General features: G+C 66.1%; 25 protein-coding genes. 20 read left to right on the forward strand and 5 right to left on the reverse strand.

Features of this window, described 5'->3' with window-relative positions; translation table 11 throughout:
* Positions 1–8 precede the first annotated feature (8 nt).
* Together ACW9TV_RS10130 and ACW9TV_RS10135 are read left to right on the forward strand one after the other, a co-directional pair.
* On the forward strand, positions 9–2,036 hold the full coding sequence (locus ACW9TV_RS10130) for a flagellar biosynthesis protein FlhA (protein ID WP_494305079.1): 2,028 nt from the start codon (positions 9–11) through the stop codon (positions 2,034–2,036).
* Positions 2,036–2,776 carry a sigma-70 family RNA polymerase sigma factor gene (locus ACW9TV_RS10135; RefSeq protein ID WP_494303358.1) on the forward strand — a complete coding sequence of 247 codons (741 nt, stop codon included), beginning with the start codon at positions 2,036–2,038 and terminating at the stop codon, positions 2,774–2,776. The genes ACW9TV_RS10130 and ACW9TV_RS10135 overlap by 1 nt, the downstream gene beginning before the upstream one ends.
* 425 nt (positions 2,777–3,201) lie before the next feature.
* Here ACW9TV_RS10135 and ACW9TV_RS10140 read toward each other — a convergent pair whose 3' ends face one another.
* The gene (locus ACW9TV_RS10140; protein WP_494303359.1) at positions 3,202–4,347 is read right to left on the reverse strand and encodes a helix-turn-helix transcriptional regulator; all 1,146 of its coding nucleotides are present in this window, start codon (positions 4,345–4,347) and stop codon (positions 3,202–3,204) included.
* A gap of 193 nt (positions 4,348–4,540) precedes the next feature.
* Between ACW9TV_RS10140 and ACW9TV_RS10145 the strand changes: the two genes are divergently transcribed.
* Genes ACW9TV_RS10145 through ACW9TV_RS10155 form a run of 3 tightly spaced genes read left to right on the forward strand, consistent with a single transcriptional unit; the run spans position 4,541 to position 6,413 of the window.
* Entirely contained in the window at positions 4,541–5,128 is a 588-nt protein-coding gene (locus tag ACW9TV_RS10145; protein WP_494303360.1) for a lipoprotein, read from the forward strand.
* 37 nt (positions 5,129–5,165) lie between these two features.
* On the forward strand, positions 5,166–5,966 hold the full coding sequence (locus tag ACW9TV_RS10150) for a hypothetical protein (protein ID WP_494303361.1): 801 nt from the start codon (positions 5,166–5,168) through the stop codon (positions 5,964–5,966).
* A 27-nt stretch (positions 5,967–5,993) separates the two neighbouring features.
* Complete coding sequence (locus tag ACW9TV_RS10155; protein ID WP_494303362.1) at positions 5,994–6,413, forward strand: hypothetical protein; 420 nt, start codon at positions 5,994–5,996, stop codon at positions 6,411–6,413.
* 149 nt (positions 6,414–6,562) lie between these two features.
* Here ACW9TV_RS10155 and ACW9TV_RS10160 read toward each other — a convergent pair whose 3' ends face one another.
* Positions 6,563–8,755 (reverse strand): flagellin N-terminal helical domain-containing protein, encoded by a 2,193-nt coding sequence (locus tag ACW9TV_RS10160; protein WP_494303363.1) that lies wholly within the window; start codon positions 8,753–8,755, stop codon positions 6,563–6,565.
* A 127-nt stretch (positions 8,756–8,882) separates the two neighbouring features.
* Between ACW9TV_RS10160 and ACW9TV_RS10165 the strand changes: the two genes are divergently transcribed.
* Positions 8,883–9,545, forward strand: a complete 663-nt coding sequence (locus ACW9TV_RS10165) for an RluA family pseudouridine synthase (protein WP_494303364.1) — start codon at positions 8,883–8,885, stop codon at positions 9,543–9,545.
* A gap of 28 nt (positions 9,546–9,573) precedes the next feature.
* On the opposite strand, the gene flgM is transcribed toward ACW9TV_RS10165, so the two are convergent.
* Both flgM and ACW9TV_RS10175 read right to left on the reverse strand, forming a co-directional pair.
* Positions 9,574–9,864 (reverse strand): flagellar biosynthesis anti-sigma factor FlgM, encoded by a 291-nt coding sequence (gene flgM / locus ACW9TV_RS10170; protein WP_494303365.1) that lies wholly within the window; start codon positions 9,862–9,864, stop codon positions 9,574–9,576.
* Positions 9,865–10,005: 141 nt separating this feature from the next.
* Positions 10,006–10,455, reverse strand: a complete 450-nt coding sequence (locus tag ACW9TV_RS10175) for a hypothetical protein (protein ID WP_494303366.1) — start codon at positions 10,453–10,455, stop codon at positions 10,006–10,008.
* Positions 10,456–10,700: 245 nt separating this feature from the next.
* On the opposite strand from ACW9TV_RS10175, the gene flgB reads away from it, so the two are divergent.
* The 14 genes from flgB (at position 10,701) to uvrC (ending at position 23,223) form a co-directional block, all read left to right on the forward strand.
* Positions 10,701–11,093, forward strand: coding sequence for a flagellar basal body rod protein FlgB (gene flgB / locus ACW9TV_RS10180; RefSeq protein WP_494303367.1), 393 nt, complete (start codon positions 10,701–10,703; stop codon positions 11,091–11,093).
* A complete protein-coding gene (flgC, locus tag ACW9TV_RS10185) occupies positions 11,090–11,491 on the forward strand; it encodes a flagellar basal body rod protein FlgC (protein ID WP_494303368.1) in 402 nt (133 codons plus the stop codon). The genes flgB and flgC overlap by 4 nt, the downstream gene beginning before the upstream one ends.
* Positions 11,488–11,898: a flagellar hook assembly protein FlgD gene (locus ACW9TV_RS10190; RefSeq protein ID WP_494303369.1), complete on the forward strand. Its 411-nt coding sequence runs from the start codon at positions 11,488–11,490 to the stop codon at positions 11,896–11,898. Before flgC ends, ACW9TV_RS10190 begins: the two co-directional genes overlap by 4 nt.
* Positions 11,899–11,912: 14 nt before the next feature.
* Positions 11,913–13,148 (forward strand): flagellar hook protein FlgE, encoded by a 1,236-nt coding sequence (locus ACW9TV_RS10195; protein WP_494303370.1) that lies wholly within the window; start codon positions 11,913–11,915, stop codon positions 13,146–13,148.
* Positions 13,148–13,882, forward strand: coding sequence for a flagellar basal body rod protein FlgF (locus ACW9TV_RS10200; protein ID WP_494303371.1), 735 nt, complete (start codon positions 13,148–13,150; stop codon positions 13,880–13,882). The genes ACW9TV_RS10195 and ACW9TV_RS10200 overlap by 1 nt, the downstream gene beginning before the upstream one ends.
* Before the next feature lie 10 nt (positions 13,883–13,892).
* Positions 13,893–14,678, forward strand: a complete 786-nt coding sequence (flgG, locus tag ACW9TV_RS10205; RefSeq protein WP_494303372.1) for a flagellar basal-body rod protein FlgG — start codon at positions 13,893–13,895, stop codon at positions 14,676–14,678.
* Positions 14,679–14,682: 4 nt separating this feature from the next.
* Positions 14,683–15,327 (forward strand): flagellar basal body L-ring protein FlgH, encoded by a 645-nt coding sequence (locus tag ACW9TV_RS10210; protein WP_494303373.1) that lies wholly within the window; start codon positions 14,683–14,685, stop codon positions 15,325–15,327.
* Positions 15,328–15,380: 53 nt separating this feature from the next.
* The gene (locus ACW9TV_RS10215) at positions 15,381–16,448 is read left to right on the forward strand and encodes a flagellar basal body P-ring protein FlgI (RefSeq protein ID WP_494303374.1); all 1,068 of its coding nucleotides are present in this window, start codon (positions 15,381–15,383) and stop codon (positions 16,446–16,448) included.
* Positions 16,445–16,687, forward strand: coding sequence for a hypothetical protein (locus ACW9TV_RS10220; RefSeq protein ID WP_494303375.1), 243 nt, complete (start codon positions 16,445–16,447; stop codon positions 16,685–16,687). The genes ACW9TV_RS10215 and ACW9TV_RS10220 overlap by 4 nt, the downstream gene beginning before the upstream one ends.
* A complete protein-coding gene (locus ACW9TV_RS10225; RefSeq protein WP_494303376.1) occupies positions 16,684–18,531 on the forward strand; it encodes a FlgK family flagellar hook-associated protein in 1,848 nt (615 codons plus the stop codon). The genes ACW9TV_RS10220 and ACW9TV_RS10225 overlap by 4 nt, the downstream gene beginning before the upstream one ends.
* 12 nt (positions 18,532–18,543) lie before the next feature.
* On the forward strand, positions 18,544–19,458 hold the full coding sequence (locus ACW9TV_RS10230; protein WP_494303377.1) for a flagellin N-terminal helical domain-containing protein: 915 nt from the start codon (positions 18,544–18,546) through the stop codon (positions 19,456–19,458).
* An 83-nt stretch (positions 19,459–19,541) separates the two neighbouring features.
* Positions 19,542–20,405 carry a flagellar motor stator protein MotA gene (gene motA / locus ACW9TV_RS10235; RefSeq protein ID WP_494303378.1) on the forward strand — a complete coding sequence of 288 codons (864 nt, stop codon included), beginning with the start codon at positions 19,542–19,544 and terminating at the stop codon, positions 20,403–20,405.
* 13 nt (positions 20,406–20,418) lie between these two features.
* The gene (locus ACW9TV_RS10240; protein ID WP_494303379.1) at positions 20,419–21,261 is read left to right on the forward strand and encodes a flagellar motor protein MotB; all 843 of its coding nucleotides are present in this window, start codon (positions 20,419–20,421) and stop codon (positions 21,259–21,261) included.
* A 24-nt stretch (positions 21,262–21,285) separates the two neighbouring features.
* Positions 21,286–23,223, forward strand: coding sequence for an excinuclease ABC subunit UvrC (gene uvrC / locus ACW9TV_RS10245; protein WP_494303380.1), 1,938 nt, complete (start codon positions 21,286–21,288; stop codon positions 23,221–23,223).
* A 32-nt stretch (positions 23,224–23,255) separates the two neighbouring features.
* Here the strand turns inward: uvrC and bla are convergent, their stop codons facing one another.
* Positions 23,256–24,131 (reverse strand): class A beta-lactamase, encoded by an 876-nt coding sequence (bla, locus tag ACW9TV_RS10250; protein ID WP_494303381.1) that lies wholly within the window; start codon positions 24,129–24,131, stop codon positions 23,256–23,258.
* Positions 24,132–24,192: the final 61 nt, after the last annotated feature.

Genomic DNA, 24,192 nt, shown 5'->3' on the forward strand with positions numbered 1-24,192 from the left:
CGGTCGCCATGCTGGCGATCGTGATGCTGATGGTTGTTCCGATCCCGGCCCTGCTGCTGGACCTCTTCTTCATCGGCAACATCCTTCTGTCCCTGCTGATGCTGATGCTGGTTCTGGAAGCGAAGCGGCCTCTGGACTTCTCCACCTTCCCCACCCTGCTGCTGGTCGCGACATTGTTTCGTCTGGCGCTGAATGTCGCCTCCACCCGGGTGGTGCTGGTGCATGGGCATGAAGGGCCTGCCGCTGCGGGCCAGGTGATCGAAGCCTTCGGCCATACGCTGATCGGCGGCAATTTCGTGGTGGGGATGATGGTGTTCATCATCCTGATGATCGTGAACCTGTCCGTCATCGCGAAAGGCGCCGGCCGCGTATCAGAGGTTTCCGCGCGCTTCACGCTGGATGCGCTGCCCGGCAAGCAGATGGCGATCGACGCCGATCTGGGCGCGGGAATGCTGACACCGGAACAGGCGCGGGCGCGACGGGGTGAGGTGGCGGCCGAAGCGGATTTCTACGGATCGATGGATGGCGCCTCGAAATTCGTGAAGGGCGATGCGGTCGCCGGCATCCTGATCCTGCTGGTGAACATCTTCGGCGGTCTTGCGATCGGCATGTTCAGCCACGACCTGTCGCTGTCGGAAGCCGCGGACAGCTACATCATCCTGTCCATCGGCGATGCCCTGGTGGCGCAGGTTCCGGCGCTTCTGCTGTCCATCGGCGCGGCAATCCTGGTGACCCGCAGCGCAGACGATCACGGCCTGTCCAGCCAGCTTGCCCGCCAGGTGGCCTCCCCCGGGGCCTGGTGGCCGACGGCCGGCGTTCTTGGGGCAATGGCGCTGATCCCCGGACTTCCGGCGCTGCTGCTTGCGCCTGCGGCGGCCATTGCCGGCGGCATCGCCTGGCGACTTCGTCCCGCTGCGATCCAGGCTGCCGCGCCCGATCCCGCCCCGGCCGGGGCATCGCCCCAGCTCGACTGGGCCGAAGTGACGGACAACGCCCCCATCCTGATCGAGATCGGCTACGGCCTGATCCCGCTTGTGGATGCGGATGGCCCGCTGATGACACGGATCACCGGCATCCGGCGCCAGCTTTCGCAGGAACTTGGCTTCGTGCTTCCGATGGCGCGTGTCCGCGACAATCTGGGGCTTGCCCCGCAAGCCTACCGCATCAGCGTGGCGGAAGAACCGGCGGGCGAAGGCGAGGCCTGGCCGGCTGACCTGCTGGCGCTGGAAGCCGACAGCGTCGTGACGGAAATCCCGGGGCGGCAAGTGCGGGATCCGGCCTTCGGCATGACCGCGCGCTGGATCGATCCCGCGCGGGAGGGTGAGGCGCTGGATGCGGGCTATACCGTGGTCGACTGCGCGACCGTTATCGGAACACATATCTACAAGCTGCTGAAGGAGCAGGCGCATATCCTGTTCGGTCAGGATGACATGCAGGGCCTTCTAGATGCGCTTGCAACCCGCCAGCCCCAGATGGCCGCCAGCCTTGCGCCGCGCACCGTGCCGCTGGCCCTGACCACCCGGGTGGCGCAGATGCTGCTGGAAGAAGGCGTGTCTCTGCGGGGCTTTCCCCGGATTGCGGCCGCGCTTTCGCAGCATGCAGGCGCCATCCAGGACGCGGCCCTTCTGACCGAGGCGGTGCGCGGACGGATCGGCGGCCTTGTGCTTTCCGGCCTTGCCGCGCCGGGCGCCTCGCTGCAGGTGATCGCGCTGGCGCCGGATCTGGAATCGCTGCTTGTTGCCGCCCAGCGGGCTGCGCCCCACAGCGAGTTTCCCTTTGAACCCGGTCTTGGCGCCCGCCTTGTCGATTCCGTGCTGGAAGCGGCGAGGCCCCGGATTGCGGCTGGCGCGCCTGTCGTGCTGGTCACTCAACCCGGCCCGCGCCGGGCGCTGTGGCGACTGCTGCGCCCGCATCTGACCCTGCCCGTTCTGGGCTTCCCGGAATTGCAGGACCAGCGCGCGATCGAAGTGATCGCGATTGTCGGCGCCGATGCCGCGCCGGCCGAAGGAACCCCCAGCCCGATGGAGCCCGCCTGATGGATGCCCGCGGAGCCGCAATGCTCGGCCTATATTCGCCCGGGGCGGCCGCCCGCCCGGATCCCGACCGGCTGGTGCGATTGAACATGGGGCTGGTACGCAAGATCGCCTGGCACACCCATGCCCGCGTTTCCTCTGCCCTGGATATCGAGGAACTGGTGCAGACGGGCATGGTGGCCCTGATCGAGGCCGCCCGTACGTTCGAGGATCGGGGACAGGCGGCCTTCACCACCTATGCCAGCGTGCGGGTGCGCGGGGCGATGATCGATCTGCTGCGCAAGCAGGCTACGCTGTGCCGATCGGCCCTTCGCAAGCGGCGCGAACTGGGGGCGGCGCAGGCCCGGCTGGAAGGACAGCTGGGCCGGGCGCCGACGGAGGCGGAACTGGCGGCGGACATGGGGCTGGATCTTCCTGCCTTGCAGGAACTGCGCGCGATCACACAAGCCGCCCGCCATGAATCCATGGATGAAGTCTATTCCGATCACAGCATCTGGTTCGCCAGCGAGGAACCGGACGCACTCGAGCATCTGCAATCCCGCCGCCTGCACGAGGCTGTCGTTTCCGCCATTCGTGACCTGCCCGAACGGGAGGCGCAGGTGCTGCAGCTGTATTTCGTGGAGGAACTGAACCTGGAGGAGATCGGACAGGTTCTTGGCGTGGGCGCGGCGCGGATCTGCCAGATCAAGAAGGCGGCGCTGGCGAAGGTGCGTAACCTTCTTGGGGGATGGGAAACAGACTGATTTCCGGGTAGGACGTTCAAGCGACCCACTGGCCCCGGGATGTTGGAGGACGTCCCGGGGGCTTTTTTTGTGCGCGTCCACCGTCGGGGCCGTTCAAGGCCCTGCGCTGTGCGGTGTTGTGGATCGCAGATCTGCGCGCAACGGCAGACTGTTCCGCCATCAGGCGGCGAAATACCAGATTGGTTGTTCCACGTGGAACATTGTCCTACACTTACAAATCAATCACTTAGGCATAGAAGCTGTTGGATTTGTTGGATATGTTCCACGCAGGAGGGTGGAATTCCGGCAGAGTTCGTGTGGATCAGGGCCCGTCGGCAATCTCCCTTCTTCTGCTTCGGCCCGCGCGTCTGTCGCGCACACGCCCCTCTGCGTGGCAGAAGCCGTCAGCAAGCCGTTGCTGACGCTCGAAAATGAAGCGCGCTTCCCTAGTGGCTGGAACTGACCGAGCTACTACGCGCCAGCAATGCCGTCGCTTCCGCTTGCCGGTGCGTACCTGTCTTGGCGAGGATGCGCTTGAGATGGCTGCGCACCGTCGCAAGACCGATACCCATGGCGACCGCGATCTCCTCCGGCGAGGCACCCCGCCCGAGTGCGGCGGCAACCGCGCCTTCGGTTCGGGTCAAACCAAAGAGTTCACGCAGCCGCGCCATGGCGATCGGCGCTTCGGGGTCACGGATGAAGACCAGCACGGCTGGCCGCTGCTCCCCAAGGGCTGAAACCGTCGGACGCAGGGGGGCGACCTCAAGGGCCAGCGGCATACGATCCGGGCGCGGAATGGTGAACGCCGCGCCAGGTTTGGCGATCCTGCCCCGCGCGGTCTCAATCGCACCTTGCACCAGCGCCAACAGCTTGTCGTGCAGCGCAGGCGGACGCAGCGCCAGCCGCCCGCCGATAACGGCCAGCTCCGTGTTTTCACGCAACAGGCGCTCGGCCATGCTGCTGGCCTGAATGACGCGGCCAGTGCCGTCCACCATCAGGACGCCGGTATCCAGCCTGTCGAGCGCCTGCAGAGTGGCGGCATGGCTTTGGGAGAGTACCGAAAACCGCTGCCCGAGACGCAACGCCCGCTGCAAATGCGGCAGAATCAATGCCGCCTGCCGTCGCTCTGGCGCGCCATAGGTTCCGGCCTGGCGCGGGCGATGGATGCCGAGCACAGCGATTGCGCCATCCGCTGCAGGAAACACCGCCCCCAGCATGTGGTGAATATCCAGATGCCGGAGCCATTCCTGATAAAAGCCGCTGCGCGCCTGTTCTTCGCGCGTCACCAGATCCTCGTCTGTGATGATGCGCGACATGCCGAAGGCAACGCTGCGTTCCACCCATAGATCCCTGCGGTGCCAGTCATCGGCCCATGCCTGCTCATGCTGGGGCACCATGAGATTTTCCGTGCATTCCAGCAGGTTCACGCGCGCGCCCTCGCCGTGAAGTTTGAGAACGGCGCTGGTTGAACCGAGCGCGTCCGCGATGCGGGTCGCTATGCCTGACCATAAGACATCGTCCATGGCTGCATCGTAAAGATGCGCGATCAACCCCGAGACAGGGGGCGATTCATAGAGCTCTTCCAACGGCATGGCCTTGTGACGACCTCCATGCATCTCAAAACGCGGATTTACCTTATCTCCGCGCCGACAACTCCAAGTGAACGGCATGGCTGGAAAGAGACTCTACCTCCTGCCGCGCCTGATTTCTCCCCTGTTCAGGGGACGAATACATGTGCGCGCCACATTAGCCATAGCGGGAAGGATATTCACACGCGGAGGTGTCATGGGCAAAAGCCGCTTCCTCATCGTGCCGCTGTTCCTGGCGGCGGGATTGGCAGCCTGCGGCCAGAAAGGCCCGGCGGTTGCGAATGGCGCCGCCACGAACGAGGCGGCAAAAGCGAAGTCCGGCAGCATGGCGAGCCTTGCTGCTGCCGAAGCCGACAGCGTCACCACAAGCCAAACGGCCGCGCCTGCCGGATCGGACGCCGTTTCGGCCAAGGCGCAAGGGACGACTATCGCGGCCTTGCCGCTCAAGCGCGGCTATTATGTCAGCAGCGACACGCCGTGCGGCCAGGCTTCCAACGCCACCACGTTGCTGCTGCGCCGTGAGGGTATCGGCGGCGCGCGGGACTTCTGCGAGTTCAGGACAATCGAGCAGACAGCGCCGAACACCTACCGCGTGACGGAAGCCTGCGGCGACTTGCAGGACAGCGCCCCGCCGGAAACCAGCACCTCTATCTATACGCTCACGGGGGATACGGCCTTCACCGCCAAAAGCGAGCATGGCTGGGAGCGCAGCGCCCGTTATTGCGCCCAATCGACCATGCCGCCCGACTGGCGTGCCAACGATATCAGCGACGTGACGGGCTGACGCCGCCGTCTCCATTCATTCCACAAGGAGGTTCCCGATGCAGCGAAGGGCTGCGTTTTTTTCCACTCTCATCGGCGCTGTTTTGGCCATGCTCACGCCCGCTTTCGCGCAAAACGCCGCGACGCCTGCTGCCAGGATGGACATTGCGGGGGTGCGCATCGGCATGACCGAAGCGGAAGCCCGCGCGGCTCTGACGGCATTCGACCCCAGTATGCGGATAATCCGCGCGACCTCGCGCTACAACTACTCGGCCGGAGACGGCAGGCCCGAGAACCTCTCCACGCCGGAATTCCTCGACAGGCTGGAAGTCCAGCCCGCGCGCGGGGGGTTCGAACTGTTCATCGTCTATTTCGCGACGCCGCCATCAGAGCCGCGCGTCATCGCCATTGAGCGCCCCACTCTCGCGCATACGCAGAACCCGCCGACGCAGCCGCAATTCCGCTCAAGCCTTGTCGGCAAGTACGGTCAGCCGTCCTTTGCCGAGCCGCATCAGCTTGTGTGGGAAGAAGCGGGCAAACCGCGCTGCGCCTTCACCCGCCGGGGCAATCGCCCGTATGTCGGGCACGAACTTTCCCGCAACCAGGTTGTCCCGACGTTCCTGAATGAACGACGGCATCAATCACTTGGCCTGACGCTGGCCGGCGATCCCGCCGCCTGCGGGCAGGTGTTGACCTATAATTATGACATCTGGAGCGGGCCAGTGCGCGCAGCCAAAGCCTCCCTCATCGACCTTGGGGCGGTCTGGTCGGCGGAAATCCGCAGCAGCCAGTGGGTGAATGGCCTGAAAGCCGAGGCCAAGCGCAAGGCGGATGCAAAGGCGCAACCGCCGAAGCTCTAGCCGGAATTCAAGCATCAAGGGGATGATATGGGACTGACCACACTCAGCGGAGCCGTGAGCGGCATTCGCCATTCGACTGAAACGCGGGGCACGGTGGGCCGCAATGGCGGATCCGTGAAAACCGGACAGGTCATCGCCTTCCGCGTGGGCGAGCGTTCCGCACAAATCAAGCTGGCCGATGTGCCGGATATCCGCGACGGGGATGAGGTGACGCTGGCCGGACGCGAGAAGAACGGCGTGTTCAAGGCGCTGGCCCTGCGCAACGACAAGACCCTTGCCGTTTACAGCATGCCGACGACGGTCGGCTATCTGATGGGCGCAACGCTCGTCGCGCTTGGGGTGATGACGCTTGTTTTCCTGATCGGCGTGGTGTTCATCGCGGGCGGTCTGTGGACGCTTTACGAGGCGTACAACTACACGCAGGCGGCGAACATGCTGAGGGCTTGAACCCTTAGAGGCGCGAGCCGATGATTGCATCGAACAGCCGGACATTCGTGGGGCCCGGCGGCGTTTCTGCGCCAGCGGCCCGGACATAAAAAGGGGGCGGAGGTTGCCCCCCGCCTCTTCAGTTTCCGACTGAGTGTCGGTTTGCTGGATCAGCGCAGCAGCTGAAGCACGCCCTGCTTTGACTGATTGGCCTGCGCCAGCATCGCCTGCGCCGCCTGGCTGAGGATCTGGCCGCGCGCCAGCGAGGTGGTTTCGGCCGCGAAATCCGCATCCTGGATGCGGGAGCGGGAAGCGACCGTGTTCGCGCTGGTGCTGGTGAGGTTGTTGATCGTCGCTTCCAGGCGGTTCTGCACCGCGCCCAGTTCCGCCCGGTTGATGGAGATGGACTTCAGCGCTTCATCGATGGAGCTGAGCGCCGCTGTGGCGCCTTCCTGGGTGGAAATGTTCACATCCTTGATCTTCAGCCCGCCCAGATCCGCGCCGTAGCGGTTCTCCTCAAAGCCGAGGGCCGTGAAGTTGGAGCCGGCGGCGAAGCCCTGGCTGCCCGCGCGGAGATCGATGGCCGACGCGCTTTCCAGAACCACCTGTGCATAGGCGGTGTTCACCGTGGCCGCCGATACATCGGTCGGGTCTGTCACGCCCGTCACCGTATAGCTGGTGCCGGTGCCCGCCACGGTGACGCCGCCCAGACCGAAGTTGGCGGCGGTCGCCTCGTCGCTGTCGAACCAGACGGTGACGTTGCGGCCGTCTGCCGCGGTGAGGCTGAGACCGCCCTGCCCGTTGTCCACCGCCGTGACGCCGGTTGCGCCGCTGTTGTTGTTGATGATGGTGGCGACATTTTCCCGCGTTTCCTGCGCCGTATCGCTGGCGGACAGGGCGATATCCATCGACACACCATTGATCACCAGCGTGGCGGTCGCATCCGCGCCGATCACGGTGGTGGTGCTGCCGTTGAGCGTGAGCGAGGCGGCCTTTGCGCTGACGCCTGTCTGCGCCGTGCTTTCGTTGATGGCCGCCGCAATCGCGATGGCGCTTGCCGCCTTGCTGCTGGAGCCGGCGGTGGTGTCGGAGAAGGTATCGTCCCCCGCTTTCGACGCGCGGATGGAGACGCCGTTGATCACCAGATCGCCCGTGTTCAGCGTGCGAACGTCCGCCCCGGTCGCGGAACTGGCGATGGCACGGGCATCGCTGGCCAGCGTGGACACGCCGCGTTCGTAGCTGCCTGCCGCAAGACCAGAGCGGGAGAGGCGGCCGGTGCCCACGGAATCCACCACGATCGGACCGCCCTGATCCGACACGAGCGAATAGGTGCCCGATTGAACGCCAGCCTTCAGGCCGGTCGCGGCGGCCGTGAGCGTATCGAAGGAGACTTCAATGTTGCGGCCGTCGGCGGCCTCCAGGCGGATACCCAGATTATTGTCTCCGGTATCGATGGCGCGAACGCCTGTCTGCCCGGTCATCAGGTTGATGGCGTCCACCACGGCCGTGCGCGACGCCGCCGCGTTGGTGGTGGTGGTGATGGAACCTGTGGTGACGCCATTGATGGTGACGGTGCCCGTGAGCGCCGCGGCCGTCATCGAGGTGCCTGTCATCGTGGTGGCGCCCACGACGGCACGAACGCCCGTCTGCGCGCTCGCGCGGTTGATCGCCGCGGCCTTGGCAAGCGCGCTCGCCTCTTTCGCGGTGCTGGACAGCGAATCATCCGTCCCGCGGGAGCTGCCGATGACGACGCCGTTGATGCGCAGATCATTGCCCTGCAGGGCCTGATTGGCAGCAAGGTTGGCGGCGGAGGTTTCGAAGGCACCCGTCGCCGTAAGGCCCGGAACACTGCCGGTTCCAAGATCGCCCGCGCGGGTCGACCCGATCGACATCGACACCGTCTGCCCCGCACGGGAGCCGGTTTGCAGAGCGAGATTCTTGGAAGAGCCATCCAGCAGGCTGATGCCGTTGAAGCTGGTGCGGCTGGCGACATTGTCGATTTCGCCGACGAGCTGGGTGACTTCGGCCTGCAGCGCCTTGCGGTCATCGGTGGAGATGGTGCCGTTGGCAGCCTGAACGGCAAGTTCGCGCATGCGTTGCAGCATGTTCGTGACTTCGCCCATGGCGGTTTCCGCCGTCTGCGCCAGGGAAATCCCGTCTCCGGCGTTGCGGATCGCGACGGCGAGGCCGCGCACATCCGCCGTCATCCGCTGCGAGATGGCGAGCCCGGCCGCATCATCCTTTGCGCTGTTGATGCGAAGGCCCGTGGACAGCCTTTCCATCGCCGTATCGAGCCCGGCCTGGGCAACACGGCTGCCGTTCTGCGCCTTCATGGCGGCAAGGTTGGTGTTGATGATCGTCATCGTGCCTGATCCTCGTTCGAGCTGCGGGGCCATCGCCCCCAAGGAAGCCTTTGCTGCGAAGCCCCTGGTTCGAAGCCTCATGCCGCCTTCACGGCAGCGGGCCTGTCGGGTTAAACGGCGACGATCCATGCCGATGACACCGCCCCTTCCCCCCATTCTCGCCAGCGGAAAGACCTGGCTGGTGATCGACAAGCCCGCCGGCCTGGCCGTGCACCCGGGCCCGCGCACGCCGGAAAGCCTTGAAGATCTGCTGCCGGGCTTCGCGCAGCACGGGGTGGCGCCGCAGCCTGTCCATCGGCTGGACCGGGACACCTCTGGCTGCCTGCTGCTGGGCCGGCGGGCCAGCGCGATCCGCAGTCTTTCCCGCGCCTTTGCGGAAGGGCGCGTGGAAAAGCGCTATCTTGCGATCCTGTGCGGGACGCTGCCGGGGGATCAGGGCCGGATATCCCGGCCGCTTATGAAGCGCAGCACGCGCGCGGCCGGGTGGCGCATGGTGCCCGACGAGACCGGGCAGCAGGCCATCACGGACTGGCGGCGGATCGGAAGCCGCGACGGGCTGAGCCTTGTGGAGTTCCGCCCGCTGACGGGGCGAACGCACCAGATCCGGGTTCATGCCACCCTGCTTGGTGCGGGAACGGCCATCGTGGGCGATCCGATCTATGGCGTGGACGGCCCCGATGGACTGATGCTGCACGCCAGCGGCATATTGTTTCCGGATCCCCAGGGCAGCGAAGGGATCGCCGTGGAATCGCCCTTGCCCGCGCGCTTCGTGCGCCGGGGCTTTGCATGAACCGGTTTACAGCTGAATCCCTTGCAGGTCAGGCCTTTTCCGACCGGATCATGGCCGAGGCGATCGCGCCCGGATCAATGGGGTAGCGGCCTTCCGAGATCGCCGCCTTCAGGCTTGCGACCTTGCCGGAATCGATCGGGGCCTGTGCTGCCAGTTCCTTCGCGACAGGTGACAGGCGGACTGTGGCGGAACCCGGTTCGCGTGCAGGCGCCGCCGGCCGGCCTTCGGCAACAGCGCCGGGATCCACACGGGCCTTTCCATTCGTAAGCTGGAGCGCCGCACGCTGCGGCAGCCCGTTGCCTGAAATCTGATCCACCATCGTCGTTCCATATCTGCCTGCCGGGCGCCGGCCTGAGACGCATCCGCCCTGTTTCGCCGAGGTTCAGCCACCGGTTCCGTATCGGTTCCCGGATGGCCAGGCCTCTGATGCCGCAAGCTAACGGCCTGTGCGCCGGATGCTTTAGCGACCTTGTTCGATGCCGCCCAGATCGATCCGGCCATCCGCATCCGGATCGGCTGCAATCAGCCGCCCGCTTCGGGCGTTGCGCAACAGGATGCGCCCGTCGCGGGTGATTCCGTCCGCGACGGCCTCCAGCTGGATCCGGAACCCCTCCCCCTGGCGAACGGCTGTGATGCGGTCACCCCGGCGCAGCGCCGGGGCCACATCGCGCCGGGCCTTGCGCAGCAGCGGCAACACCAGCGCCGGGCCGCCTTCGCCACATCGCGCCACCACGGCATCGGTTCCCGCGCCCGCCCAGGCAAGGTGATGGCCTCCGGGGCAGGTCTGCTGCGCCAGACGGGCATCCACTGCAACCGGCGCGCCCGCGAAGGCGTCTGCCTCTTGCCGCAGCGTTGCGGCGGCTGCGGGCGTTGCCACGAACAGGAAAAGGGAAACATGGGACAACCGCATCTGCATCTCCGCTGAAAAACCGGGCGCGCCGGCCGTTGAGGCGGAAGGTGCAACCCACATGCCAGCCGGCCACACCCGCCGGACCGGGGCCGGCGACGGCACGCTTGTGCCGGTACACCGGAACATCGGCGGCACATTTGTGCCGGGCCTGTCTGCCACGCCCCGCCCCATCCGCAACCAGCCCCGGTTGGCACAGCGCTTGCTGCTGAGCCCGGGCAGGACAGGCTGCGACGGATGAAGGCGCAATGGCAGACAGGCTCGATCAGTATTTCGGCATTCACGGCACCGCGCTGAAGTTGCGGAGCGAGCGGATGGCCGTGATCGCCTCGAACATCGCCAATGCCGCGACGCCGGGATACAAGGCGCGGGATCTGGATTTCGGGGCAGCCCTTGCTTCGGCGGAGCCGTCCGTGGCGCTTGCCCGCACGTCGGCCGCGCATCTTGCCGGAAACGAGGGACAGGCGCCCGCCCTTGCCTGGCGGCAACCCGTCCAGCCCTCTCTGGATGGAAATACCGTGGAACTGGCGACCGAACAGATTCAGTTCGCGGAAACCGCCCTTCGCTATCGCAGCACGCTGGGCCTTCTGGGCGGTCGCATCCAGTCCCTGACGGCGGCACTGAAGGGGGATCAGGCATGACGCTTGGCATCTTCGACATCGCCGGGCGCGCAATGTCGGCCCAGCTGGTGCGGCTGAACAGCAGCGCATCGAACCTGGCCAACGCAGGCGCCGTTTCGGGAACCGCCGAAGGGGCCTACCGGCCACTGAAGCCGGTGTTCGCAACGGATTATGATGGCGGATCGGGCCGCGCGACCGTTTCCGTGCTGGGCGTGGTGCAGGCAAACGCCGCGCCACAGCGCCGCCACGAACCGGGGCATCCGCTGGCCGATGCGCAAGGCTATGTCCATGTCGCGGCCGTGGATCCCAACGCCGAACTGGTGGAGATGGTGGAAACCGCCCGCCAGTACCGCAACTCGATCGAGGTGCTGGAAACCGCGAAATCCCTGACCCTTGAAACACTGAGGCTTGGCCGATGAGCGCCATATTCGATCCGGCCGCCCTTGGCCTGCGCGCTGCTTCTGCCAGCAGCAGCGTGCCGCGCGATACGATGACCCAGGATGATTTCCTGACCCTGCTGGTGACCCAGCTGAAGAATCAGGATCCCATGAACCCGCTGGATAACGAAAGCTTCGTTGCCCAGCTTGCGCAGTTTTCCACCGTGTCCGGCATCACCAGCACCAACGACAAGCTGGATGCCCTGTCTCAGCTGACGGCGTCCAACGTGCGCACCGGTGCGCTTCAGTGGATCGGCCGCCGTGTCGAAGCCGCCGAGGGCGTGGCCGGCACCGTCGCATCTGTCGGCATCGCCGACGACAACAGCCTCACCCTGACGCTCGACACCGGCGCGATGCTCGCCGCCGGCGCCGTCCGGCGCATGTCCTGAAAGGCCAGGCCTGCATGACCTTCTTCATCTCTCTCACCGGCCTCAACGCATCCCAGACCGAACTTTCGGTTCTGTCGAACAACATCGCGAATGTCGGCACATCGGGATTCAAGAAATCCCGCGTGGAATTCGGCGACATCGTCAGCCGTTCCCCCAGCCAGGCCGCGAACCGCGCGAATGGCGCGGGTGTGGCGGTGATGGGCGTGAAGCAACAGTTCGGACAGGGCGGCTACCAGACCAGTAGCAACGCACTTGACCTTTCGGTGGAAGGCCAGGGTTTCTTACTGGTGCGATCGGGCGCGAGCGCGACCGATACGCTGGCGCTGAGCCGCAATGGCGCCTTTTCCGTGGATGCCGACCGCTGGGTGGTGGACAATGAAGGCCGCCGGCTGCAGGTGCTGCCCACCACCGCGGACGGCGCACTGACCGGCACGGGTGCAAGTGCGCTTCAGGCGCTGCGCCTGCCCACGGCCTCTGGCGAGGCGCAGGCCACAAGCGCCGTTCGGTTCGTTGCGAACCTTCCGGCGACCGCCATCGCACCCGCCGCCAGCTTTTCCCGCACGGATGCCGGCAGCTACAATCATGCCACATCCACAACCGTTCATGATGCGAACGGCAATGCCAGCACCCTTACCCTTTACTATCGCCGGGTCGAGGACCCGCTGGCGCTTCCGAACAAGATCTGGGAAGTCCACGCTTTTCAGGGCGACAGCGCGATCGACCCGGTGCCGGGCCCGGGCCCGCAGACGCTGACCTTCGATCCGGACGGTGTGCTTGTGACCCCCACCACGCCCGTCACCTACAGTGCCGGCTTCAGTATCAGCCATGCGGACAGCGTGAGCGGGAACCAGCCCTTTTCCGTGGGGTTTTCCGAACAGGATGGCTACGCCCCCGGACGGCTGGAAAGCGTCGGCGTCGATCGCGAAGGCGTGGTGCGCGCGAGCTTTTCGAACGGCGAAACGATCGCGCTGGGCAAGGTGGCACTGGGCAATGTGCCCAATCCGCAGGGGCTGCGGCAGAACGGCAATGTCAGCTGGACAGTTTCCGGCACGTCTGGCGACCTGATGGTGGGGGAACCGGCGCAGGATGGGTTCGGCGGAATCGCATCTGGTTCGCTGGAACGATCCAATGTCGATCTGACCGACGAACTGGTCGGCCTGATCACGGCACAGCGCAATTTCCAGGCCAACGCCCGGGCGATCGACACCGCCTCGTCGTTGCTGCAAACCATCATCCAGCTGAGAAGCTGATGGACAGGCTGGTCTATACAGCGCTGACGGGCCTGCAGAGAGCACAGGAATCTCAGGCTGTTACCGCAAACAATCTTGCCAATGCGGGTACGCCGGGCTTTCGCCGGGAGATGGCGGCGCTGTCGGCCGGGTTCCTTGGCCCGGCGGGCATGTCGCTGCCGACGCGGGCGCAATCCGGCGGGGAATCCCCGCATGACCTGCTGAACGCCGGCCGCATCGAGGAGACAGGCAACCAGCTGGATCTGGCGATGGACGGCGGGGCCTGGCTGACCGTGGCCGACGCGACCGGGGCCGAGGCGCTGACTCGCCGGGGCGATCTGCGGATAACGGCCGATGGCCGGCTCTGCACTGGCGATGGCCGCCAGCTTGTGGGCGAGGACGGGCCGATCCAGATCGCCACTGGCTTTCAGGCGCTGCGCATCGCCCGCAACGGCGCGATCGAAACGCGCGCAGCCGATGATGCGCCCTATGTTCAGGTCGCGCGGCTGAAGCTGGTGACGCCCGCGCCCGAAACCCTGACGCGCGGGGCTGACGGGCTGTTCCGTGCGCCGCTGGCCGAAGCCGACGATACGGCGACCGTCACCGTCGGTGCGCTGGAACGATCGAATGTGGAGCCTGCCGCCGCCCTTGTGGAGCTGGTGGAGCAGTCACGCCGGTTCGAGATGCAGACCCGGCTGATCACAACCGCGCGCGAGATGGACGAGGCATCCGCCTCTCTGATGCGGATCCAGTAGGAGAGCGGAATTGCCGAGCGCCCTTCACATCGCACGGTCCGGGCTGGAAGCCCTGGACGCCCGGCTGCGAACGATCTCCAACAATCTGGCCAACGCCAACACGGTCGGCTTCAAGCGGGACCGGGCAGCCTTCGAGACGCTTCTGTACCAGACAAGCCGCCCTGCGGGTGCGCCCCAGGGTGCGGATGCGCGCTTTGGCATGGGGCTTTCCACCGGGGCCGGGGTGCGCATTGCCGGGAACGAGAGGGTTCATACCCAGGGCGGATTCACGGTCACCGACAATGCGCTGGATCTTGCCATCGACGGGCAGGGCCTGTTCGAGGTGACGCTGCCGGATGGCCGCGCGGCCTATACGCGCGCGGGGGCGTTCACATCGGATGCCGAAGGCCGGATCGTGACGCCGCAGGGGTATCCCCTGTCGCCGGGGCTGCAGATTCCGCAGGGGGCAACCGCCATCACCATCGGGGCCAATGGCACCGTTTCCGCCCTGTTGCCCGGCGAATCCGCGCCGACAGAGATCGGGCAGATCACCCTGGCCAGCTTCATCAACCCGGCCGGGCTGGAACCGATGGGGGAAAACCTGTTCCTGGAATCCGCAGGTTCGGGCGCGCCGCAGCAAGGGGTGGCGGGGGAAGCCGGATTTGGGCGGATCCGGCAGGGCAGCCTGGAATCCTCCAATGTTTCCACCGTGCAGGAACTGGTGGACATGATCGAAACCCAGCGCGCCTACGAGATCAACTCGAAGGTGATTTCCGCTGCAGATGAAATGATGCGCTATGTCAACCAGGCGATCTAAGCTGATGATTGTGTGCGCATTCGTAACAAGCGGATGCGGCATATCCAGCCGTCTGTCGGATGTGGTGCCGCCGGTGCCCGCCACCCTTGCCGAGGCACCGGCGCCGGCCGCCCCGAGTGGGGGCATCTGGCAGGGATCGAGCGGCCATTTCAGCCTGGCCGAGGATCGGCGCGCCCGCCGGACGGGCGACCTTGTGACGATCCGGCTGGTGGAACGAATCCGCGCGGAGAAGAGCGCCGGTCAGGACAGTTCGCGCAGCAGCCGACGCTCGATGGATCTGCCGGATGCCTTTCCCTTCAGCCGGATCGACGAGGGCCTGTTTGCCGGGGGCAGCACATCCAGCTTCAGCGGAACGGGCGGTGCGAGCCAGGCCAACAGCCTGACGGGCGAATTCACCGTGACCGTGGTGCGCGTGTTGCCCAATGGCGCGCTGATGGTGGCCGGTGATCGCCGCATCCGGCTGGTGCGCGGCGAGGAGCAGGTTCAGCTGACCGGGCTGATCCGTCCGGAAGATATCGGGCCGGACAACCGTGTGCCATCGACCCGGGTGGCCGACGCCCGCCTGCGGTTCACCGGCACCGGGGAAGTCGCAAACCAGGCCCGGCAGGGCTGGCTCAACCGCTTCTTCGACGCGATCACGCCCTTCTGATGCGCGGCATCCGCCCCCTCATTGCCCTTGGCCTCTGCCTCTGGGCGTCGCAGATGCCGCCGGCTCTGGCGCAGACGGCGCCCGAACGGATCCGGGATCTGGCTCGATTCCAGGGCGTGCGCGGCAACAGCCTTGTCGGGTACGGGCTTGTCGTCGGCCTACCCGGAACCGGGGATGACAACCTGGCCTTCACGGTGCAGTCCATGCGATCTGCCGCCAGTGCGCTGGGCGTGCAGTTGCCACCGGGCGTGAACCCCGCGCTGAAGAATGCAGCTGCCGTGATGATCACGGCCGAACTACCGCCCTTCGCCAAGCCCGGCCAGAAGCTGGACGTCACGATATCGGCGCTGGGCAAGGCGAAATCCCTGCGGGGCGGCACCCTGTTGCTGGCGCCGCTGAAGGGGGCGGATGGCGAAACCTACGCGCTGGCGCAAGGCAATCTGACCGTCGGCGGATTCGGGGCGGACGGGGCGGATGGTTCGCGCATCGTGGTTAACACGCCGACATCCGGCCGGATCCCTGGCGGCGCGATGGTGGAACGACCGGTGCCGAGCCCGTTCGAGACGACGGATCGGCTGCGTCTGGATCTGGTGAGCCCCAGCTTCGAGACAGCGCAGGCGGTGGCGGATCGCATCAACGCAGATCGGGGCAATCCCGCCGCGCGGGCGCTGGATGCCGTTTCCATCGAGATCGACGCGCCCGGAACCCCCATGGACAGGGTCGCGCTGGCCGCGCGGATCGAGGCCCTGTCGATCTCGCCCGCCCTGCCCCCCGCCCGGGTGATCTTGAATGCGCGCACCGGCACGGTGGTGATCAGCGGCGACGTGCGCATCCGGCCTGCGGCTGTCGCCCATGGCAATCTGACACTTGCCGTATCGGAGAACTGGCAGGCGTCTCAGCCGGCCCCGCTTTCGCGCAGTGGGCGCACGGTGGTGACGCCGGATTCCGACGTTCGCGCAGGTGAATCCGCCGCCCGAATGGCGATGTTCGCACCCGGCGCCCGTTTATCGGACATTGTGAATGCAGTGAACGAACTGGGCGCCGCGCCGGGGGATCTTGTGGCGATCCTGGAAGCCCTGAAGGAAGCCGGCGCGCTGCGCGCCGAACTGGTGGTGATATGAGCATATCCGTTTCCAATTCCGTGCAGGCCGGGAACGCCGCGGAACAGCGTCAGGCGGGGATCACCGCAGAACTGCGGCAGGCCGGCCAGGCCTTCGAGACGCTGATGCTGCGTCAGTTGCTGCAACCTGTCCTGCCCGGGGCCGAGGGCGCGGCGCCGCTGGCGCTCGACGCCCTCGCCTCCCGGATTGCCGCGGATGCACCGTTCGGCTTCGCGCGGCTGTTCGAGGCCGATCGATGAGTGACATGCTGGCCATCGGGCAGACGGGGGTGCGCGCCTATGCCCGGGCGCTTGATCTGGTGGCTGACAATGTGGCGAATGCCGTGACCCCGGGCCATGTCCGACGCACGGCCGACCTGTCCCCCGTGAATGCCGGTGGTGGCGGTGGTCTGCTGGCGCTGGATCCGGGCGGCGGCGGCGGAGTCCGCCTGACTGGCGTGAACCGCGCCGTGGACATGCTGCAGATGGATACGCTGCGCCGCACGGAGGGAGATGTCGCGGCACTCGATACCTCCACGCGCTGGATCACGGCCATCGAATCCGCCCTGACGGGGCCGAACGCGCTGTCCGGGCCGCTGGACGATCTGTTCGGCGCCCTTTCCGACCTTGCGGGCGATCCGGCCGATCTGGCTGTGCGAGAGGCGGTGCTTGCACGCGCGGATGCGCTGGCGGACCAGTTCAATCGCAGCGCGGTGGATCTTGATCAGCTGGATGCCGACCTGCTGGCGGAAGCCGGCATCGAGGGCGCCACGCTGAACGATCTCTCGCAGGCGCTGGCCGATGTGAACGGACGCTTGCGCCGGGCGGGGGGCGGAAGTGCTGCGCAGGCCGCCCTTTCGGATGAACGGGACCGGCTGCTGGCCCGGCTGGCTTCCATCACGACATTGGATGTCGGCATCGATCATCTGGGCCAGGCAGAGGTGCGCATTCCGGATGCGGGCGGGCCATTGCTGGTTTCCGGCGGCAACGCCCGTTCCATCCGGGTGATTCCATCCGCGACGGGCCTTGAACTGCGCGTGGGCCCGGCCGGCGCCGACGAGCCCGCCCCCCTGGTATCGGGCAGCATCGCCGGCCTGTCCGACGCGCGAATCCAGCTGGCAGAGGCGCGGGCGCGGCTGGATGTGCTTGCAACCCGAATCGCGGATGATTTCAACGCGGTGCATGCGCAGGGCATCGACGAAACCGGCGCGGATGGCGGCCCGCTGTTCAGCACGGCCTTGCCCAGCGTTTTGCCAGCGGGCGCCAACGGTGGATCGGCACGGGTGACGGCCACGCTTGCGGATGGCGCCGCCCCGATCCCCATGACGCTGAGCCATGACGGCGCGGCCTGGACACTATCCAGAGACGACAACCTGGGCAGCGTGACAGGCGATCTTCCGCTGGTGCTGGACGGCGTTTCTGTCGATGGCGCGGGCCTGGCGCGCGCGGGCGATCTGTTCCGCATCGTCGATGCCGGTGGCGCAGCCGCGATCCGCCTGCGCCCGCTGGCTGCCGCGCATCTGGCAACGGCCCAGCGCTGGGTTTCGGAACCCATGCCCGCCAATGCGGGTTCTGCCGCTATCGACATCAAGGTCGGGCCTGCGGCGATAAGCCCTGCGAACCCACCCTTCACGCTGACGAACGCGGCCGGGGTTCTGACCCTGAGCGACAGCCTGGGCACCGTTCTGGGCAGCGGCGTGGCCGGGGAGTGGATTTCCGGGGACGGTTTTTCGCTGCAGCTGACCGGCGCAGTGGCCGAAGGCGACAGCTTTCGCATCGAGCGCAACGGTGCGCAGTCGGGCGGGAATGGCAATGCAGTGGCGCTTCTGGCCCTGCGGGACGGCAGCGGCGGCATGGCCCCATATGCCGAGGCGGATGCGCTGGTGAGCCGCATCGCGGTTGCCGGCGCCGCGCGACAGCAGAGATTCGAGATCGCGCGGGAGAACAGGAACCAGGCGGCCGAGGCGCTGTCTCTTGCCCATGGTGTCGATCTGAACACCGAGGCGACGGAAATGCTGCGCCTGCAGCAGGCCTATAATGCCAATGCCCGCGTGATCCAGGCGGCGCGCGAGATCTTCGACACCCTGCTGCAATCCAGCCGCTGAGGAGCCGGGCCGATGCCGACACCCGTTACCGTTAACAGCCGCAGCCCCCTGCTGGTGCAGGCCGACCGTATGACCGCGCTGGATCGCCAGGTGCAGCGACTGGGGCAGCAGATCGCTCTTGGCGAGCGTTTCACAAGACCATCCGAAGATCCTGCCGCCGCCAATCGCGCCGCGCAGCTGACGCGCCTTGGCATCCGGCTGGAGGCCGACCAGCGCAGCCTGGATCGGGCCGGAAGCCGGCTGTCTTTGGCGGAAACGGCGGCCGACACGGCCGGTTCGGCCCTGCTGAGGGCCCGCGAACTGGCGCTGGCGGGCGCCAATGGCACCCAGACGGCGGCGGATCGGCAGGTGATCGCGCGCGAACTGGTGGTGCTGCGGCAGCAGCTTGTGGACGCGGCGAATGCGCGTGATGAATCCGGCCGCTTTCTGTTCGCGGGGGCCCGCAACAATGAGGCGGCCTATGCGGCGCAGGCTGATGGAAGCATCATCTGGCAGGGCCATGACAGGGCGGCCGGTGCGGAAGCTGCTGGAATCGGCGGCGTTGCCTCGCCATCCGGGCCACTTCTGTTCGGAAAGGGCGGCGAATCCGCCTTCGCCATGCTGGACCAACTGGCGGCCGCGCTGGATGAGGCCGATCCGGAGCTGCGAAAGGCGGCCTTCGCAGAGACGATTGCGGGGCTGGAAGCCGCCACGAACAGGCTGCTGGACGGACAGGCCCGTATCGGCGCCGGGCGCGCACGCCTGCAAGCCGAAGGTGAACGGATCGCCGAGGCGAAGCTGCAGACGGCCGAGGCGCTTTCCGCGGTGAAGGGGCTGGACCTGACGGCGGCAATCGCGCGGCTGGATGCACTGAAAACCACGCTGGAAGCGGCGCAGGCCAGCTTCACCTATATCCATGACGGGACATTGTTCGACCGGATCGGCTAAATTCTTGGCGGTTGGCGCCGTCTTTCCGGCAGATGATCCGCCCACGCGCATGTCGCCCGGGCCCAGCGGGAGACGTAGGCGCCATGATGGCCATTGCCGGAATTGTCGTGCTTCTGGTGATGGTGTTCGGCGGATTTGCGCTGACAGGGGGGTCGCTGGGCCCGGTGTTCCATGCCCTGCCCCATGAAATGCTGATCATCGGCGGCGCCGCCATCGGTGCGATCATCGTTTCCAACGACATGGTCAGCCTGAAGCAGATCGGCGGCGCGTTCGGCCGCATCGTGAAGGGTCCGCGTTTCCGCAAGTCGGACTATCTTGGCGCCATCTTCCTGACCGTGCGGCTGATGCGCCTGCTGAAAACGGAAGGCGCCGTCGCGGTGGAGCCCCATGTGGAGGCCCCGGATTCCTCGCCCTTGTGGGCGGAATATCCGGCCCTGAAGCGGGATCACTTCTTTGTTCATCTGGTAACGGACACCCTGCGCCTTCTGGTCGTTTCGACCGGCACGGTGAGTTCGGTTGCGATCGAGGATGTGCTGGATACCGCGATCGAGACGCATCACCATGATGCCATGCGCCCGGCAACGGAGCTGCAGACGCTGGCGGATGCGCTGCCGGCGCTGGGGATCGTGGCGGCCGTTCTGGGCGTGGTGAAGACGATGGGTTCCATCGATCAGCCGCCGCCGGTGCTGGGCGGGATGATCGGATCCGCGCTGGTCGGCACCTTCCTGGGCGTTCTGCTGGCCTATGGCATCGTGGGCCCGATGGCGGCGCGGTTGAAGGCCATCCTGGAGGCCGATGCGGAAATCTATCAGGTCGTGCGCCGCGTGATCCTGGCTTCGCTGCGCAATCAGCCCCAGCCGATCATTCTGGAAACAGCCCGCACGGCGATCCGCCCATCGAACCAGCCGGCCTTCACCGAAGTGTTCGAAGGTGTTCGGGGCAAATGAGGGGTGTGGCGAGATGACCGCATTGGGGCCGCTGCCCGAACCGGAAGTGCTGGTGAAGAAGGTGAAGGCAGCGAGCCACGCCGCGCATCATGGCGGCGCCTGGAAGGTGGCCTATGCCGATTTCGTGACGGCGATGATGGCGTTCTTCCTGCTGATGTGGCTGTTGGGCGCAACCAACGAGGACCAGCGCAAGGGCATCGCGGATTATTTCGCGCCGACCGTGATGGAAGCGGAAACGTCCGGCGGGTCCAACGGCATGCTTCAGGGCCGTTCGCTGGAAGCGCCGGACGGGGTTGCGCCGCATACGAAGCGCGCCGGCGTGCAATCCACGGCCCCCTTCCAGGCCGCGAGCAGCGCGCGGGCGCCAAGCCGGTCCGATGATGGACAGCTTCGCAAGGTGGAAAGCGAGATCCGGAAGCGCATCGCGCGCGATCCGGGTCTGAAATCGCTGATCGGGCAGATCCGCTTCACCCATACGCCGGAAGGTCTGCGGATCGAACTGATCGACAGGGCCGACTATTCCATGTTCGCCAGCGGCGGAACCCGAATGGATCCAAGGGCGCGCAGGCTGCTGGCACTTGTTGCGGAATCGATCGACGGGCTGCCCAACCGGATCGCGATTCGCGGACATACGGACGCGCAGCCATTCAGCGGCGGCCAGCGCGGCGCCGATGAGAACAACTGGACGCTTTCATCTGCCCGGGCCGAAGCAACCCGTGCGGCGCTTGCGGCAAGCGGCCTGCGCGAGGAGCGATTTTCCAGGCTGGAAGGGGTGGCCGATACGGAGCCCTTCAATCCGGACAATGTGTTCGATCCGCGGAACCGCCGCATGAGCATCACCCTGTTGCAGGGTTGAAGCACCCCCCATATCGGGGAACCGATGGCCCCCCCCCCTGCCCCCTCGCTGCCCGGCAGCCCGGATCGCTTTGCCGAAGAGGCTGCGACCTATGCCATCACGGGCAGCCGCCCCGATCTGGACACGGGCGTGGCTGCGATCCGCAACACACTGAAGACGCTGGGCCCGGAACCGGGTGTGTACCGCATGCTGGATGAGCGGGAACAGGTGCTGTACGTCGGCAAGGCGCGCGCGCTGAAGAACCGGGTGACGAACTACACGCAGGTCGCCCGCCTGCCCCGACGGCTTCAGCGCATGGTTTCGCAGACGCGCCGGATGGAAATCGTCGTCACGCGATCCGAAGCGGAAGCGTTGCTGCTGGAGGCGCAGCTGATCAAGCGCTTTCGGCCTGCCTACAATGTGCTGCTGCGCGACGACAAGAGCTTCCCGTTCATTGCGCTGGATGAAGGCAACGCCTTTCCAAGACTTTCCAAGCATCGCGGGGCCCGCAAGGGGAACACCCAGTATTTCGGTCCCTTCGCTTCGGCGGGCGCCGTCAACACCACGCTGAATGCGCTGCAGAAGGTCTTCCTGCTGCGTTCCTGCTCTGACAGCTATATGGCCAATCGCACGCGGCCGTGCCTGCTGTTCCAGATCCGCCGCTGCTCGGCACCCTGTGTCGGCCGCATCGACGAGGCCGGCTATTCCGAACTGGTGGAAGATGCTCGGCAGTTCCTGACAGGCAAGAGCCAGGCCGTGCAGAAGCGACTGGGCGAGCGGATGAGCGCCGCCGCGGCTGCGCAGGATTTCGAACTTGCCGCCGTTTTGCGCGACAGGCTGAAGGCGCTGACGTCCATCCAGGGCAGCCAGTCCATCAATGCGGAGACGGATGAGGTCGATGCCGATGTCATTGCCGTCCATCAGAAGGACGGCATCGCCTGTGTGCAGATTTTCTTCATACGCGGTGGACAGAACTGGGGGCATCGCGCTGTTTTTCCAAGCCATGCAGGCGATGTTCTGGAAGCGGAGATCCTGTCTGCCTTCCTTGGCCAATTCTATCAGGATCTTTCCCCCGCGCCGCTGCTTCTGCTGGATCGGGAGGTGCCCGAAGCGGACCTGCTGGCGGAAGCGCTGACAGCCCGGGCTGGCCACCGGGTGGGCCTGCGCACGCCCCGGCGCGGCCATCTGAAACGACTGGTGGAACAGGCCGAACGCAATGCGGCGGACGCCGTTCAGCGACGACTTGCCGAGACGACCACGCAGCATCGGAACCTTGAGGCGCTGGCCCGGTTTCTGGCGCTGCCCGCCCCGCCCGAGCGGATCGAGATCTATGACAACAGCCATATCCAGGGCAGCAACGCGCTTGGGGCGATGGTGGTAGCGACACCGGACGGCTTCGCAAGGAGCCAGTATCGCAAGTTCAACATGAAGCAGGCCGACCTGACCCCGGGCGATGATTTCGCGATGATGAAAGCGATGCTGACACGCCGGTTCGCGCGGCTGCAGGCTGAATCCCCCGACGGTGGCGAAGACTGGCCGGACCTGCTGCTGATCGATGGCGGCAAGGGGCAGGTTTCCGCAGCCGTGGCCGCGCTGACCGCGCTGGAGGTGGAGGATGTCGCGGTCGTCGGGGTTGCCAAGGGCCCCGACCGCAACGCGGGCCGCGAAATTTTCCATCTGCCCGATGGTCGTGAACTGACGCTGCCGCCCAATGACCCACTGCTGTTCTTCCTTCAGCGGCTGCGGGATGAAGCGCATCGGTTCGTGATCGGGGCGCACCGCAGCAAGCGCAGCAAGGCGCTGACCGTTTCGACGCTGGATGAAGTGCCGGGCATCGGCCCCGCGCGAAAAAAGGCCCTGCTGATGCACTTCGGAACCGCGCGCGCGGTGAAGGGCGCAGCCCTGGATGACTTGCTGAAGGCGCCCGGAATCAACCGGGCAACGGCCGAATCAATCTACGAATATTTTCATCCAACCATTTGAATTAAAACATTCATTAACAGGATTAACCATCTTCATATTTGATATGAAGATGGTAACGCGATCTGCATTGCCTGCGCCAGGACGGCTTCGTCGCGCGAACGCACGCCTGAAAATTCGCCCGGCGCTTCGTAAAAGGCCGCCGCCACAAGCGGGGCGGCCTTCGGCGGCCAGAAGATCGCAACATCGTTGACCCGGTTCGGCATCCCTTTCGCGCCGCAGGTTCCTGTCTTGTTTCCTGCCTTCCAGCGCGGCGGCGTGGCCGCGCGAAGCCGCCGCAGCCCGGTTTCCGTTTCGATCGTCCATCCGGCCAGAAGCGTGCGGCTTTCAGGCCGAAGCAGCTTGCCGGACAGCAGGGCGGCCGCTGACTTCGCCATGGCGCGCGGCGATGTCGTATCGCGCGGATCGGGGGGGATCACGCGGTTCAGATCCGGCTCGTCACGATCCAGGCGTGTCACGAGGTCCCCCGTTGCCGAGAGGCGCTTCGTGAAGCCGGCCGGGCCGCCGAGTTGTTTCAGCAACAGATTCGCCGCCACATTGTCGCTGGTCACCTGGGCTGCTCGTGCCAGATCGCGGATCGTCAGGCTTTCACCGACCATCGGGGCGGTGACGGGCGCATGCGGAACAAGATCACTTTTCACGATTGGGATCCGCGCATCCAGCTTCAGCTCCCCGCGGTCCGCCGCCTGGAGGATCAGCCCTGCAAGGATCAGCTTGAACGTGGAGCACATGGCGAACCGTTCATCGAGCCGGTGGCCGGTCACCTGCCCCGTGCCTGTATCCAGCAGCGCGAATCCCAGCCGCCCGCCCGACATGGATTCCAGCCCCTTCAGATCGGCGGGCGCCATCCCGCCCAGCATCATCGCGCCGGATGACGCCAGCGCCTGACGTCGCGATATCCTGATTGCCATTTCCGCGCCCTCCGTTTCCCGCTATTCCTGCTGTTCCTGGGGGGCTTGAAATCGGCCCGTT

This window comes from Sandaracinobacter sp. T42 (genome assembly GCF_059115405.1).